Below are 15209 nucleotides of genomic sequence, written 5' to 3' on the forward strand. Positions count from 1 at the left end.
GGACCAGAAGCGACAGCGAAGAGCGAAGTGCGTAAGGGCCGGAGGGGCATTCCTTACGCACCACGCATCTGGGGGGCTTTCACCATGGACCCGACGAGCCGGGGACCGGAAGAGTTCAACCGTGCCGACGACACGGCAGGCGTTGCGGGCGCACACGCGCAACCGGGCGCCGGGCCGCAGCGCTCGCCGCGCGACAAGGAGCCCGCCTCCGCCGAGTTCACCCCGCGCGCTGCCACCCAGGCCCGCACCGTCCAGCTCGTCGCCGGCGACTTCCTGCTGACCGTCAACCCGGTCGACGGCAGCGAGATCGAGAACTGCCCGCCCGGCGCGATACCCCGGCGCGCGCCCCGCCGCGCCGCCGCCGACCGGGCCGAGCACCAAAGGGCCGCGCTGCCGCCCCTGCCGCCGGGGCTCATGAGCCCCACCCCCGCCCTGCTCGAACGGGCCCAGGAGCGCGCCAGGCTCGTACGCCTCCTCGGCCGGGGCCGCTCCGTACGGCTCACCGGGGCCGCCGGCTCCGGCCGCAGCGCCCTGCTGGACGCCGTCGCCGCCGACTGCGCCGAGCTCGCCCCCGACGGCGTCGTACGCCTCTCGGGCCACCGGCGCGGCCCCACCGAGCTGCTGCGTGAGCTGTACGCCACGGTCTTCGACGCCCCCCTGCACCGGCTCGACCGTGCCACCCTGCTCGGCCGGGTCCGTGACATCGGCGCGGTCGTGGTGCTCGACGACCTGGAGTTCGGCGGGTCCACTCTCGAAGAACTGCTCCTTGCCACCCCGGAGTGCGCCTATCTGCTCGCCGCCACGCCCGATGTGCAGGCCCCGCACACCGAGTCGGGCGTCGAGGAGGTCCCGCTCGCGGGCCTCGGCCGTAACGCCTCGCTCGAACTCCTGGAGCAGGCCGTCGACCGGCCGCTCACCGACGAGGAGGCCAACTGGGCCGGCGACCTCTGGTTCGAGTCCCAGGGCCTGCCGCTGCGCTTCGTCCAGGCCGGCGCCCTGCTGCGCCGGCGTGACCGGCTGCGCGGCGAGCCCAACTCCCGTGACCCGTACGGCTTCCCCAAGGACGAGGCCGCCGAGGCGTCGGTGTTCACGGGTGAGGGCCGCGAGGTGCCGCTGCCCTCGCTCGGCGAAGGCGCCGCCCCCGCCGCCCTGCTCGCCTCCCGGCTGAGCGAGGCCGCGCGGGCCACCCTGCGCTTCGCCGTCGCGCTCGGTGGCGAGGTGCCGCACCAGGCGCACCTGCCGGCGCTCGTCGGCGACACCCACGCGGACGCCAGCCTCGGCGAACTCCTCGACAGCGGACTCCTCTCCCCGGCCGGCTCCCGCTACCGGCTCGCGGCGGGCGTCCTGACCCAGCTGGAGAACAGCGGTTACGCCGCAGAGGCGGGTGAGCTCGCCCAGAGCGCCGCCCGGCACTACACCTGGTGGACCGGGCACCCCTCGGTCGCCCCCGAACGGGCCGCCATGGAGGCGGACGCGGTGCTCGCCGCGATGAGCGCGCTCGTGCCGGGCGACGAGCCGGGCCACCCCGCCGCCGCGGTCGAACTGGCCCGCACCGCCGCGCCCGTTTTCGCCGCGGGACTGCACTGGGGTGCGTGGGAACGGGCCCTCAGGGTCGGCTCCGAGGCGGCCCGCCTGACCGGCGAGGTCGCCGAAGAGGCGTACTTCCACCACGAGTTGGGCGTCCTCGCGCTCTGCAACGGCGGGCTCGACCGGGCCCGCGCCGAGCTGGAGGCCTCCATCGGCCTGCGCGGCGCGCTCTCCGACAAGCGCGGCACGGTCGCGGGCCGCCGGGCCCTCGCCCTGGTCGAGGACCGATCCGGCGGGCCGCTGCCGGGCGGGCGCGCCCTCTTCGGGCAGGAGCCGCCGCCGGTACCTCCACAGGAGCCCCGGACGCCGCACACGGACCCGTCGTCGGCGGTGGTGACCGCCCAACTCCCCAGCCAAGCGGGCCCGTTGACCACCCGCAGGGACACCCCGGTCGGCGCCGCCATGCCCAAGGCGCGCCGCGCCCTGTTCGGCGGCGCCCGGCGCAACCTCGTCGCGGCCGGCGCGGGCGCGCTGCTCGTCGCGGTGCTCGGCACGGTGGTCACCCTCGGCGCGACCTCCAACAGTGGCGGCGACGGCCAGGGCGACGACGTCAAACAGCAGCAGTCCGCGAACGAGGGCGACGGCGGCGGCGACGCGGACACGAGCCCCGACAGCCCGAGCGCCGGCACGAAGCCCGGCGCCCCCAAGGGACGCGGCACGGCGAGCCCGAGGAAGCCGGGCGCCACCCCAAGGCCCGGCACCTCGGGCCAGCCCGCCCCGGACACCAGCGTCACCCCGAGCGGCCCGGGCGCCACGGGCCGCCCGTCGCCCGGGGCGTCGTCCCCGGGTTCGAAGAAGTCACCGACCCCGGGCAAGTCCGGTACGAATACGCCCCCGCACTCGGCGTCTCCGGATCCGACGGCGACCAAGTCCGTGACGCCGACGGACTCTCCCCCGACCCCCTCCACCCCGTCGTCGCCGGGCACCGGAGGCACCAGTCCGCCGCCCGCGAACCCGGGCTCCACCTCTCCCACGTCCGCCGCGGCAGCCGGATCCTCGCAGCCGTCGACGTAGACCACGCACAGATTCTCGGCGCCGTACGCGCACGAAAAGCCATACGCATGCGAGAAGGGGCCCGCGGCACTCCGCGGGCCCCTTCTGCCGTGCTCCGGACCGGGGCCGGACAGGGGCCGGACAGGGCTCAGAACAGGCGGAGCTTGTCGTCCTCGATGCCGCGCAGGGCGTTGTAGTCCAGCACCACACAGCCGATGCCGCGGTCGGTGGCGAGCACGCGGGCCTGCGGCTTGATCTCCTGGGCCGCGAAGACGCCCTGGACGGGAGCGAGGTGCGGGTCCCGGTTGAGCAGTTCCAGATACCGGGTCAGCTGCTCGACGCCGTCGATCTCGCCGCGCCGCTTGATCTCGATCGCCACCGTCCTGCCGTCGCCGTCCCGGCACAGGATGTCCACCGGGCCGATGGCCGTCGGATACTCGCGGCGGATCAGGGTGTAGCCCTCGCCGAGGGTGTCGATGCGGTCGGCGAGCAGTTCCTGGAGGTGTGCTTCCACGCCGTCCTTGATCAGGCCCGGGTCGACGCCCAGTTCGTGGGCGGAGTCGTGAAGGATCTCCTCCATCGTGATGATGAGCTTCTCGCCCGCCTTGTTGACGACCGTCCAGACGCCTTCGTCGTCCCCGGTCCCCTCTTTGAGGGTGCAGGGCGGAGACATCCAGTTGAGAGGCTTGTAGGCCCGGTCGTCAGCGTGGATGGACACGCTGCCGTCCGCCTTCACCAGGATGAGACGGGGGGCGGAGGGGAGGTGGGCGGTGAGCCGGCCCGCGTAGTCGACGGAGCAGCGGGCGATGACGAGACGCATGGGGCGCAACGCTACTCGACTCCCCCCGTCGAACGCGATTCGCCCAGGAGTGCACTGTTCGTTATTGGCCGGTTATGTGCCAAGTACCTGCCACCGGCCCCGTATCGCGCCTACCGTGGACGCGGGAGGTTGTCGGCCGCGCACGCTGCGTTGTCGAAAGAGACGGCCGTCATGCTCCCTTTCCCTGCCCGTAAGGCCCCGCTCCCCGGGGTCGCGAGAGGAGAAACCATGTCGCTCGACGTCTCACCGGCCCTACTCGAACAGGCCGAGCGAGGCGAGGTCGACGAAGCCGCCTTCGTCGACTGCGTCCGGACCTCCCTGCCCTACGCGTGGGAGATGATCAGCTCTCTGGTGGCCCAGCTGAAGGTCGACGGCGGAGCGTTCGCCGACAACCAGACGCCACCGCCGGACGAGCAGGCGCGCGGCCAGCTGCTGCGCGCTCTTGCGAGTGACGCCATTCGCGGTGCGCTCCAGCGGCACTTCGGTGTCCGTCTGGCGTTCCAGAACTGCCACCGTGTCGCGGTGTTCCCTCTGGACCCCTCGTCCGATGAGCGGCTTGCCCGCTTCACCTCCATCAGGGGTCAGCTGCTCAACCAGTCCCCGGAGCTTCGGGACTGCTGACGGGCTCGCCGCCGCTCCGCGTCGCGGGAGGCACAACTGACGCGGGGCGGGGGCCGGTTGAGAGCCGGCGCCGCTCACCCCTAGTGTGCCTAGGCGAGCAGCGGCAGTACCTCCGAGCCGAGCCTGCGGACGTTCTCCTCCGTGGCGGCCAGGTCGCCCGAGCCCTCGACGAGGAGGGCGAAGCGGGTGATGCCCGTGCGTTCCGATGTGGCGGCCAGCCGGTCGGCGGCCAGCCGGGGGGTGCCCACCGGATGGATGCCGCAGAGGAATTCGGTGTACGCGACCGGGTCGCGCATCGCGCGCCGGCGGCCGTCCACCGTCACATGGGCGTCAAGCCCCTGCTTCAGCCATCCCGGCATCGACTTGAGAACCGTCTCGGCGGCCCCGGCGCCCCGGTCGCCGATCTGCGCGACGCCCGCCGACACATGGCCCGCCGCCGCGACCCGCTCCGGCGCGTGACCGGCCGCGAGCGCTTCCCCGCGCCACAGCGCGACCATCTCCGCCTTCTCCTCGTCGCCGCAGTGCATCCCGAGCAGCATCGGGAGCCCGCGCCGGGCGGCCAGCCGCACGCTCGTGGGGGAGGTGCAGGCCACGATCACCTCGGGGCAGGCGTCGTCCGGCCCGCCGTCCAAAATCTCGGCCGGTCGCGGCACCACCGCGACCTCCCGGAAGGCGAATCGTTCCCCCTGGGCGCCGACGCGGGGCTCGCGCAACCAGCGCAGGAGCAGATCGAGCGATTCGGGAAACCCCTGCTCGTACGCCGGGAGTCCGGAGCCGAACACCTCCAGATCGACCCAGGGCCCGCCCCGCCCCACGCCGAGCGAGAACCGTCCGCCGGAGGTGAGGTGCAACAGCGCGGCCTGCTCGCCGAGCGTCACCGGGTGGGACGTCGGCAGCACGCAGACCGCGGTGCCGATCCTGATCCGCCGGGTGCGCCCGAGCAATAACGCCGCCAGCGTCACGGCGGACGGGCACACGCCGTACGGTACGAAGTGGTGCTCGGCCAGCCACACCGCGTCGAGCCCGGCCTCCTCGGCCACTTCGACGGACCGGACCGCCCGGTGGAGCGTTTCTCCCTGCCCTTGGCCCGGGAACTGGGCTGCCAGTACAAAAGTGCCCACACGCATCGCCTTCTGCCTCCTTGCGGCCGACGCGGCTTCCCCCTCTTACCGGCAAGAACGTCTGACAAGTGCCAAGGGCACGGCCAGGCGCCAACTTCTTGCGATTGTCCGCTAAAAGCCCCTCGAAAGGGTGACCGTCGCAGGTCCTCCCCGGACGGGTACCCGCACCGCGTGGGCCTAGGCTGGAGAGAAACGTCCGCCCGCCCCATGAGGTGTCCACGTGTCCCCGCGCCGCAACCGCCCCAAGGGCGGCGACAAGCCGTCCGAGTCCGAGAGCCGGGCGGTCGCCGGTGACCGCTTCGGCCTCCAGGGCACCGAGTTCTGGCAGGGCGAGGAGTGGTCGGTGCGGCACGTGGCGGGCGCCAGCGCCGCCGGCAAGCGCTACCGCTGCCCGGGCTGCGACCAGGAGATCCCCTCGGGCGCGCCGCACCTGGTCGCCTGGCCCGAGTACGGGGGCGTGGACGAGCGCAGGCACTGGCACAAGGCCTGCTGGAACGCGAAGGACCGCCGCACCACGCGGGTGCAGCGGTCCAGGAACGCGCCCCGGTACTGAGAGCCGGCCGGGGCGGCGGGCGCCGAACGCGCCTATACGTCCCGGGTCTTGAGCGAGAGGTAGGCCCCGCCGAGCGCGACGGCGGTGATCCCGGTGATGATCCCCAGGGAGCCCCAGCCGCTCGGCCCCGAACTCGTGACGTAGCCACCGTAGAAGGAGATCATCTGGCTGGGGATCGAGTAGGCCATCAGGAAGTTCCGCACATGGGTCAGTGAATCGGTGTACATGAACAGCGCCAGGACCATGGGGAGCAGCACCACCCCGATCATGATCGTGATCGACCCCGCCGAGTGCCGGATCACCGTTCCCACCGCGAGCGAGAGCAGGCCGAGCATCGCGACGTAGAGCCCGATGCCGACGGTGGCGCGCAGCCACTCCCCGCCGGATGGCGTCGATCCGTACGGCACCATCGCGTTCTGGCAGACGGCCACGATCGTGGCGCCCGCCGTCACGATGGCGAACGCGATCAGGAAGAACACCACCGACTTCGCGGCCAGGATCCGCCCCCGGCTCGGGCAGGCCGTGAACGTCGTACGGATCATCCCTGTGCCGTACTCCGAGGTGATCGTCAGCACGCCGAGCGTCATCACACAGAGCGAGCCGAGCAGCACACCGTAGGCGCCGAGCACCAGGACCGAGGTGTCCTCGGTGTCGTGGCTCGTGGACCTGACGACCAAGCCGATGAGCAGGCCGAGACCCAGCAGGAGCACGAGGAGGATGCCGAGCGTCCACAGGGTGGAGCGCACCGACCGGATCTTGGTCCACTCGGAGGCGAGCGCGTCGCGGAAGGTGGCGGGCCGCACGGCGATCGGGGAGGTGTACGTGCCGAGCGGTCCGCCCGGCCCCTGCGGGAGGGGCGGCTGCTGCTGGTGAGGGGTGGTCATCGGGTGTCCTCGGGCGTGGTCGGTGCGGCGTCGGCGGGGCCGGCGGGCTCCTGGGGGACCGGGGGAGCGATCGGGAGCCCTGCGGCCCCCGGGAGCGGCGGCTGCGGCTCGGGCGCCCCGGTCGCCGGCCGCTGGGTGCCCGACGGGTCCGCGTACGGGCTCGGGCCGGGCGGCGGCGGGGCGTACCAGCCCCGCGTCGGCACCTCGGGGATCACCGGCGGCGGCGCGTACCCGGGCGGCGACTCGGTCCGCAGGCCCGCCTTCTCGTCCGTGGTGGAGCGGTAGTCGACCGCGCTCTGCGTCAGCCGCATGTACGCCTCCTCCAGGGAGGCCTGGTGCGGCGAGAGCTCCCACAGGCGTACGTCCGCCTCGTGGGCCACCTCGCTGATGCGGGGCAGCGCGAGCCCGGCCACCCGCAGCGCGCCGTCCGGCTCGGGGAGCACCTGGCCGCCGGCCTCGGTCAGCGCGGCCGTCAGCTTCTCGCGCTGGGCGGGTTCCGTGGCGGGGGTGCGGACGCGCGCGAAGTCCGCGGAGTTGCGCGAGATGAACTCGGTGACGCTCAGGTCCGCCAGGAGCCGGCCCCGGCCGATCACGATGAGGTGGTCGGCGGTCAGGGCCATCTCGCTCATGAGGTGCGAGGAGACGAACACGGTGCGGCCCTCGGCGGCGAGCCGCTTCATCAGGTTGCGCACCCACAGGATGCCCTCGGGGTCGAGGCCGTTGACCGGCTCGTCGAAGAGCAGCACGGCCGGGTCGCCGAGCAGGGCGGCGGCGATGCCCAGGCGCTGGCCCATGCCGAGCGAGAAGCCCTTCGAGCGCCGGTTGGCGACGTCCTGGAGCCCGACCACGCCGAGCACTTCGTCGACCCTGCGGGCCGGGATCCCGGAGAGCTGGGCGAGCGAGAGGAGGTGGTTGCGGGCGCTGCGGCCGCCGTGCACCGTCTTGGCGTCGAGCAGGGCGCCGACCTGGCGCGGGGCGTTGGGCAGGCGGTTGAAGGGGTGGCCCCCGATGGTGACGTGTCCTGCGCTCGGCTGGTCGAGGCCGAGGATCATGCGCATGGTCGTGGACTTCCCGGAGCCGTTGGGCCCGAGGAAGCCGGTGACCGCGCCCGGCCGCACCTCGAAGGAAAGGTTGTGCACGGCTGTCTTGGCGCCGTAGCGCTTCGTCAGGCCGATTGCCTCGATCATTCTCCAGCCCCATCGACGGTGTGGTCGTCGGGGCGGTGTCCGGCGCACGGCCGGCATGCCCCCGTATGAGTGAGGAGCTTATCCAGGCCTTGACGGTTCCGGCTCAGTCGTGATCGCCGACCCCACGACCATCGCGTGCCTCAGGCGTCCCGCTGCCTGAGGACCAGATAGCCCCCGGCCAGCGCCGCGATCACCCACAGCGCCATGATGCCGAGACCGGCCCAGGGCCCGTACGGCGCCGGGTCGCTGTTCATGGCGTCCGGGACCACCTGCATGATCTTCGAGCCGGCCCGGTCCGGGAAGTAGCGGGCGACGTCCTTGGCGCCCGGCACGGCGGACAGGATCTGCGAGACGAGGAAGAAGAACGGCATCAGGATGCCGAGCGAGAGCATGGAACTGCGCAGCATCGCGGCCACGCCCATCGAGAACAACGCGATCAGGGCCATGTAGAGCCCGGCGCCGATGACCGCGCGCAGCACATGGGGCTCACCGATCGTGGTCCTGTGCGGGCCGAGCAGCGCCTGGCCGAGGAAGAAGGTCAGGAAGCTGGTCACCAGGCCCACCACGAGCGCCAGCGCGGTGGCCACCGTGACCTTGGAGAAGAGGAAGGTGGCGCGCCGGGGTACGGCGGCGAGCGAGGACCGGATCATGCCCGAGCTGTACTCGGTGCCGACGACCAGGACACCGAAGACGACCATCGCCAGCTGGCCGAGGATCATTCCGGAGAAGCTGATGAGCGTCGGGTCGAAGGTCAGCCGCTCGGCGGGCTTGAGGTCGTCGAACTGCGCCCGCATCAGGGCGCAGAGCGCCGCGCCGATCGCGACCGTGGCGATCAGGGCGCTGGCCAGCGTCCAGATGGTGGAGGAGACCGTACGGATCTTGGTCCACTCGGACTTGAGCACCGCGGCTACCGCTGCCATGGCTCAGACCCCCTTGCCCTGGTCGGTCGCGCCCCAGCGCGGCGTCGGCTGCCCCGCGCCCCAGTCGGGCGGCGCCGCGGGCGGCCCGCCCGCTGTGGTGGCGCCGTGCGCGTGGTACTCCACCGAACCCGCCGTCATCTGCATGAACGCCTCTTCGAGCGAGGCCTGCTGGCCGGACAGTTCGTGCAGGACGAGCTGGTGGCGGGCGGCCAGTTCACCCAGTGCCTCGATCCTGCCGTTGTCGACTTCGATGGCGCCGTCGCCGGTCTGGACGAAGGCGATGCCGGCCTCGCCGAGCACGTCCAGGAGCCGTTCCCACTGCGGGGAACGCAGCCGTACGAAACTCCGCGAGTTCTGCCGGATGAAATCGGCCATCGATGTATCGGCGAGCAGTCGGCCCTGCCCGATAACGATCAAGTGATCCGCCGTGAGGGCCATTTCGCTCATCAGGTGGGACGAAACGAAGATCGTCCGCCCTTCACTCGCGAGTTGCTTCATCAGATTGCGGATCCAGTGAATTCCCTCGGGGTCCAGACCATTGACGGGTTCGTCGAACATCAGGATCTCGGGGTCGCCGAGCAGCGCGGAGGCGATTCCCAGGCGCTGGCCCATGCCGAGCGAGAACCCCTTCGCCTTCTTCTTCGCCACCGCCGTCAGACCCACCGTGTCCAGGACCTCGCAGACCCGCGAGGCCGGGATCCGGTTGGACTGGGCCAGGCACAGTAGATTGTTGTAGGCGGTGCGGCCGCCGTGCATCGCCTTGGCGTCGAGCAGCGCCCCGATGTACTTCAGCGGCTCGGCCAGCTCGCGATAGTGCTTGCCGTCGATGCGCACGGTGCCGCTGGTCGGGTTGTCCAGATCGAGCAGCATGCGCATGGTCGTCGACTTGCCGGCTCCGTTGGGCCCCAGGAAGCCGGTCACCACACCCGGTCTGACCTGGAAGGAGAGCTGGTCGACCGCGACCTTGCGGCCGTAGCGCTTGGTAAGGCCCTCAAGCTCGATCATGCGGCCACGCTAGACGTCGACAAAGCCCCCCGCCACTGGAATGGCAGGGGGCTTCACGTTTTTTTCGCGGCCCACGGGGGAAGGGCCGCGAACTAGCGGGACTGCTGCGCCGGAACGCCGCGCGAGACGGGCTCGTCGTCGACCGGGGAACCGGCGGCGGCCACGGCCGCGCCGGTCAGCGTCGCCAGCATCTCGCGGACGTTGGTGAGCTGCGCGTTGATCGAGTCGCGGCGGTTGGTGAGCGCCGCGAGCTCCCGCTCGGATTCCGAACGGATGCGGTCCGCCTTGGCGTTGGCGTCGGCCACGATGTCCTCGGCCTGGCGCTGCGCCGTCTCCACCGTCTGGCGCGCCCGGCGCTCCGCGTCCGTACGCAGCTTCTCGGCCTCCAGGCGCAGCTGCTCCGCGCGGTGCTCGATCTCCGCGAGACGCTTCTCGGCCTTGGCCTGACGCGACGCCAGGTCGCGCTCGGACTGCTCGCGGCGCTTGGCCAGGTTGGTCTCGAAGTCCGCGGCGGCCTGGGCGGCCTTGGCGCGGGTCTCCTCGAAGAGCGCGTCCGCCTCCTCGCGCTTGGACTGCGCGTCCTTCTGCGCCTCGGAACGGAGCTGAGAGGCGTCACCCTTCGCCTTCTCGACGATCCGTACGCCCTCGTCCTCGGCCTTCGTCTTGCGCTCGGAGGCGAACGACTCGGCGTCGTTGCGCACCTGCTGGGCGGCGGACTCCGCCAGTTCGCGGTGCTGTTCGGCGGCCCGGCGGGCCTCCTCGCGCAGGTCCTTGGCCTCTTCCTCGGCGAGCCGCAGGATCTTTTCGACCCGCGCGCCGAGTCCCGCGTACGACGGCTCCGCGTCGTTCACCTGGGCCTGGGCGTTCTGCGTTTCGAGGTGAAGCTCCTCGATGCGCTTTTCCAGAGAAGTGATCCGTGCCAGAGCGCTGTCACGGTCGGCGACGAGCTTGGTAATGCGGTCATCCACCTGACCGCGGTCGTAACCGCGCCGCACGAGCTCGAAGCCGAAGGGGGAGGAAGTGTCGCTCATGGGGTTCCTGTCGAATGAGACCGGTGAGGTGATAAGGGAATCCTAGGGGCCCAAGCGGCGTGTCATCGAGCGGATGCCCGTTTGATCTGGAGAATGTCCAGCCTTTTGAGTGGCTAGCCCTCGGAGGACTTGCCACTCGAACGTGTTGCTCCGGCCGCCGCACCAGCCTTGACACCTGCGGAGGAACCGCCGCCCGAGCCGGATTTGCCGCCCCCGGCCGGTGCCTCGAAGGATTCCAACGCCTCAAGTACGTCCTGGACACGGGAGATCTCGGCGTTGATGTCCTGCCGGCGCCGCACCAGTACGTCCAGTTCGCGCTTGCCCTCCTCCACCGTGCGGCGCGCCTCGGCCTCGGCCTCGTCGCGCAGCGCGGTCGCCTCGCGGATCAGCTCGGCCTTCTTGGTCTCGGCCTCCTTGAGCAGCGCCTCCGCCTTCTTCACCGCGGCGATACGGACCTTGCCCGCCTCGGTGTTGGCGTCCGACATCAGCGCCTTGGCCTTGGCCTCCGCCTCGGTGGCCTGCTCGGTCGCCGCCTTCACCAGCTTGTCGACGCGCTCGCCCGCCGTCTTCATCTGCTCGGCGCTCTCGCGGCGGGCCCGGTCGTGCAGCTCCTCGATCTCCGCCTCGGTGCGCGCCCGCACCTCCTCGGTGCGCTCCCTTATGGCGGTGGCGTCCTGACGGGCGCCCGCCAGCAGCTCGTCCGCGTCCGTACGGGCCTTCTCCACCAGCGTGTTGCCCTCCACGGTGGACTCCGCGAGGATCCGCTCCGCCTCCTTGCGGGCCGCGCCGACCATCGTGTCGGCCTGCTCCTCGGCCTCGGTGGCGGCGCGCAGCGCCTCCTCCCGCGCCTTGTTGATGAGCTGGTCGGCCTGCTCGGCGGCGTCGGCGCGGCGCTTGGCGGCGGCGGTGCGTGCCTCGTCGAGCAGCCGGTCCGCCTCCTCGCGCGCCTCGGTACGCGTCTTCTCCGCGGCCTCGTCCGCGCGGGCACGGTTCTTCTCGGCCTCGGCCCTGATGCGCTCGGCGGCCTGCTGGGCCGAACCCACCGTCTCCGCGGCCTCCGCGCGCAGCCGCTCGGCCTCGCCGCTCGCCTCCGCGATGAGCTGGTCGGCCTGCGTGGCCGCGTCCGAGCGCCGCTTGTCGGCGGCCCGGCGTGCCTCGTCGAGCAGCCGCTCGGCCTCGGCACGGGCTTCGCTTATGGTCTGCTCCGCCTCGGCGTTGGCCGCGCCGAGCGTGGAGCCGGCGTCGGCGCGCGCCTCGGTGGTGACCAACTCGGCATACGCGTTCGCCTCGTTGGTGGTGCGCTCGGCGTCCGCGTGCGCCTTGCTCGTGACGCGCTCGGCCTCCTCGCGGGCGGCCGTCGTGACCGCGTCGGCCTCGGCGATCGCGGCGGCGGTGACCCGCTCGGCCTCCTCGCGCGCCTCGGCGCGCAGCGCGTCGGCCTCGGCCTGGCCCTCCACGCGGACCTGCTGGGCCTCGCCGACCAGACGCTCCGCCTCTGCGGTGGACTCCGCGGCGAGCCGCTCCGCCTCCGCCGTCGCCTCGGTGACCAGACGGTCGGCCTGGCTCGCGGCGTCGGAGCGGATCCGGTTGGCGTCCTCGCGGGCCTCGGCCCGGGTGCGGGCCGCGTCCTGCTCGGAGGAGGCCAGCGCGTCGGAGGCCTCGGTCCGCATGCGCTGGGCGTACTCGGCGGCGTCCGAACGGGCCTTCTGTGCCTCGGCCATGGCGTCCGCGACGGTCCGCTCGGCCAGCGCCTTGGCGGCCTCGGACTCCTCCTGGGCCCGGGCCCTGACCCGGCTCGCGTCCTCGCCCGCGCGCTCCCGCTCGGCGTGCGCGTCGGCGCGGACCCGGTCCGCCTCCTCCTGCGCCTCACTCGTGGTGCGCTCGGCCGCGTGCTCGGCGGCGCTGCGCAAACCGGCGATCTCCTGCTCGGCCTCCTCGCGGAGCCCGGCCACGGAGTCCCGTACGTCCTTGGCGGTCTGCTCGGCCGTCGACACCAGCTCGGTGGCGCGCCGGTCGGCCTCCTCGCCGAGCCGCTGCGCCTCGGCCTGCGCCTCCTCCACCCGCTTGCGGGCGGAGGCAAGCAGCTCCTCGCTCTGCTCGCGGGCCTGGGCACGCTCCGAATCGGCCTCGGCGCGCGCCGAGCCCAGCGTCTCCTCGGCCTCGCGGCGGCGCCGTACGGCCTCCTCCTGCGCTGCGGCAAGTGCCTCCGCGGCCTCGGCGCCGACCCGCTCGGCGGCGGCCGCTGCCTCGGCGCGCATCCGGTCGGCGGCCTCCTGCGCCTCGTACTTCAGCCGCTCGGCCTCCGTCGCGGCCTCCGTGCGCAGCCGCACGGCCGCGTTCTCCGCCTCCGAACGCGCGGTCGAGGCGTCGGCGGCGGCCTCGGCGCGCAGCCGCTCGGCCTCCTGCTCGGCCTGCGCCTGGAGCGCCCGGATCCGCTCGGCGGCCTCCGTGCGGATGCGCTCGGTCTCCTCTGCGGCCTCGCGCCGGATCCGCTCGCCCTCGGCGCGGGCGTCGGTGAGGGCCTGCTCGGCGGCGGCGTGGCGCTGCTCGGCCTCGGTGTGCAGCCGGGCCAGTTCCTCGGCGGCCTCGGCCTGACGGGCCGCTATCGCCCGCTCGGTCTCCTCGCGCAGGCGCGCGGCGCCCTCTTCGGCGTCCGCAGTGGTTTGCTCGGCCTGCTCCTCGGCCTCCGCGCGCAGCCGCTCGGCCTCGGCGCGGGTGCGCTCCAGGGTCTCCTCGGCCTGCTTGCGCAGCGTGCCGGCCCGCTCGACGGCCTCATTGCGCACCCGCTCGGACTCGTTGCCCGCCGTCGTGCGCAGCTCCTCCGCGTCCGCCTTCGCCTTGGCCAGCAGCTCCTCGGCGGTCCTGGCCGCCTCCTCGATCTGCTGGATGGCCTCGCGCCGCGCCTCGCCCCTGATGCGCTCGCCCTCGGCGACCGCATCGGCGCGCAGCTGCTCGGCCTCGCCGCGCAGCCGGCGGGCCTCCTCCTGGAGCTCGACCGTCTTGGCCCGGTACTCCTTGGTGTCGTCCTTGGCCGCGCCCTTGAGTTCGTCGGCCTGCTCGGCCGCCTCGCCGCGCAGCCGCTCGGCCTCGGCCTCCGCCTCCCGGCGGATCCGCTCGGCCTCCTCGGACGCCTTGCGGGTGGTCTCACGGGCGTCCTCGGACGCCTTGGTCAGGACCTCCTCGGCCGTGCGCGCCGCCTTGGCGAGCTGGGCCGCGGTGTCCTCGGCCGCGCTCGTGCGGGCCGACTCGGCGGCCTCGGTGCGCAGCCGCTCGGCCTCCGCCTTCGCGTCCGCGAGCGCCTGCTCGGCCTCCGCCTTGAGGGTCTCGGACTCCTTGGTGGCCTCCGCGACCAGACGCGCGATCTCGGTCTTCGCGGTCCTGGTGCGCTGCTCGTTGGCGGACTCGGCGCTCGCGACCTGCTTGGCCGCGGCCTCCTTCGCCTCGCTGACCGCGCGCTCGGCCTCGGCCCGCGCCTCGCGCAGCGCGGCCTCCGCCTCCTGCATCCGCTGCTCGGCGGCGCGGCTCAACTCGGCCGCGTGCTGGCGTGCCTGGTCGGCCTCTGCGGTGGTCGTCGTACGCAACTGCTCGGCGTGCGCGGTGGCTTCCTGGGCCTGCGCGGAGGCGGCGGTCAGCAGCCGCTCGGCGTCCTTGCGGGCGCGCAGCAGGGTGGCCTCGGCCTCCGCGCGCGCCGACTCGGCCTCGGCGCCGAGGCGTTGACGGGCCTCCTCGGCGATCCGGGTGGCCTCCGCGCGGGCGGCGGCGAGGGACTGCTCGGCCTCGGCGCGCGACTCCTCCATGAGCCGGCGGGCCTGCGCCTCGGTACGGGCGCGCAGTTGCTCGGCCCACGCCACGTTCTCGTTGACGTGCGACTCGACGGTGGCGCGGCGCTCGGCCAGCTCCTGGTCCAGGCGCTGACGGCGGTTGACGGCCTCGGCGTGCAGCTCGGCCTGGAGGCGCGCCTGGTGCTCGGCGTGCTCCTGGAGGATGCGCTGGGTCTGGGCGCGGGCGTCGCGCAGTTCGCGCTCGGCGTCGGTGCGCAACTGCTCGGCCTGCATCTGGGCGTTGCGCAGCAGCTGTTCGGCCTGGTAGCCGACGTTCGCCGTGTCGTAGGCGGGACGGGTCGCGAGATTGCGGCGCGCCTCGTGGAGCTTGGCGCGCAGCACTTCGACCTGGTAGCCGAGATCCTCGGCGTGCTGAACGGCCTTCTCCCGCTCGGTCTTCAGCCGCTCCATCTCGGCCTCGAACCGCGAGAGGTGGTCGTCAGGCCGGTGGCTCTGGCTCTCCTGGCGTTCGTAGCCCCGCACTGCGCGGTCCCATCCGTCCCCTGGTCGCGAACACTGCCCCAACGAGCACCGTCCGACCGCTCACGACGGACGGGGCCCCCGGTGAATGGTGTCAGATCACAGCAGGGGCGTGGGTCCCAGGCCCCGACCCGACCCCGGCCCGGAACCGCCCACTGTACCGGGCCGAGTATCCGGAGGTCCGGC

General features: G+C 72.9%; 11 protein-coding genes. 3 read left to right on the forward strand and 8 right to left on the reverse strand.

What is annotated here, in order from left to right:
- The first annotated feature begins 84 nt into the window (after nucleotides 1–84).
- On the forward strand, nucleotides 85–2601 hold the full coding sequence (locus tag ABR738_RS27835) for an amino acid adenylation domain-containing protein (RefSeq protein WP_350232691.1): 2517 nt from the start codon (nucleotides 85–87) through the stop codon (nucleotides 2599–2601).
- A gap of 127 nt (nucleotides 2602–2728) precedes the next feature.
- On the opposite strand, the gene nucS is transcribed toward ABR738_RS27835, so the two are convergent.
- On the reverse strand, nucleotides 2729–3400 hold the full coding sequence (gene nucS, locus ABR738_RS27840) for an endonuclease NucS (RefSeq protein ID WP_350232692.1): 672 nt from the start codon (nucleotides 3398–3400) through the stop codon (nucleotides 2729–2731).
- Nucleotides 3401–3628: 228 nt separating this feature from the next.
- Here nucS and ABR738_RS27845 point away from each other — a divergent pair, with 228 nt between their 5' ends.
- Nucleotides 3629–4021 carry an SCO5389 family protein gene (locus ABR738_RS27845; protein WP_100577461.1) on the forward strand — a complete coding sequence of 131 codons (393 nt, stop codon included), beginning with the start codon at nucleotides 3629–3631 and terminating at the stop codon, nucleotides 4019–4021.
- 89 nt (nucleotides 4022–4110) lie between these two features.
- On the opposite strand, the gene ABR738_RS27850 is transcribed toward ABR738_RS27845, so the two are convergent.
- Entirely contained in the window at nucleotides 4111–5148 is a 1038-nt protein-coding gene (locus ABR738_RS27850) for an LLM class flavin-dependent oxidoreductase (protein ID WP_350232693.1), read from the reverse strand.
- Between the two features lie 214 nt (nucleotides 5149–5362).
- Here ABR738_RS27850 and ABR738_RS27855 point away from each other — a divergent pair, with 214 nt between their 5' ends.
- Nucleotides 5363–5695: an Rv1322 family protein gene (locus tag ABR738_RS27855; RefSeq protein ID WP_350232694.1), complete on the forward strand. Its 333-nt coding sequence runs from the start codon at nucleotides 5363–5365 to the stop codon at nucleotides 5693–5695.
- A 32-nt stretch (nucleotides 5696–5727) separates the two neighbouring features.
- Here ABR738_RS27855 and ABR738_RS27860 read toward each other — a convergent pair whose 3' ends face one another.
- The 6 genes from ABR738_RS27860 to scy all read right to left on the reverse strand — a co-directional run bounded on the left by ABR738_RS27860 (nucleotide 5728) and on the right by scy (nucleotide 15026).
- Nucleotides 5728–6579: an ABC transporter permease gene (locus ABR738_RS27860; RefSeq protein ID WP_350232695.1), complete on the reverse strand. Its 852-nt coding sequence runs from the start codon at nucleotides 6577–6579 to the stop codon at nucleotides 5728–5730.
- Nucleotides 6576–7766, reverse strand: a complete 1191-nt coding sequence (locus tag ABR738_RS27865) for an ABC transporter ATP-binding protein (RefSeq protein ID WP_350232696.1) — start codon at nucleotides 7764–7766, stop codon at nucleotides 6576–6578. The genes ABR738_RS27860 and ABR738_RS27865 overlap by 4 nt, the downstream gene beginning before the upstream one ends.
- A 140-nt stretch (nucleotides 7767–7906) precedes the next feature.
- Nucleotides 7907–8686: an ABC transporter permease gene (locus tag ABR738_RS27870; RefSeq protein ID WP_350232697.1), complete on the reverse strand. Its 780-nt coding sequence runs from the start codon at nucleotides 8684–8686 to the stop codon at nucleotides 7907–7909.
- Between the two features lie 3 nt (nucleotides 8687–8689).
- Nucleotides 8690–9691 carry an ABC transporter ATP-binding protein gene (locus ABR738_RS27875; RefSeq protein WP_350232698.1) on the reverse strand — a complete coding sequence of 334 codons (1002 nt, stop codon included), beginning with the start codon at nucleotides 9689–9691 and terminating at the stop codon, nucleotides 8690–8692.
- A 92-nt stretch (nucleotides 9692–9783) separates the two neighbouring features.
- Nucleotides 9784–10722, reverse strand: a complete 939-nt coding sequence (locus tag ABR738_RS27880) for a coiled-coil domain-containing protein (RefSeq protein ID WP_350232699.1) — start codon at nucleotides 10720–10722, stop codon at nucleotides 9784–9786.
- A 113-nt stretch (nucleotides 10723–10835) separates the two neighbouring features.
- A complete protein-coding gene (gene scy, locus ABR738_RS27885; protein ID WP_350232700.1) occupies nucleotides 10836–15026 on the reverse strand; it encodes a polarized growth protein Scy in 4191 nt (1396 codons plus the stop codon).
- Nucleotides 15027–15209: the final 183 nt, after the last annotated feature.

It is taken from the genome of Streptomyces sp. Edi4 (assembly GCF_040253615.1).
Lineage (GTDB): Bacteria > Actinomycetota > Actinomycetes > Streptomycetales > Streptomycetaceae > Streptomyces.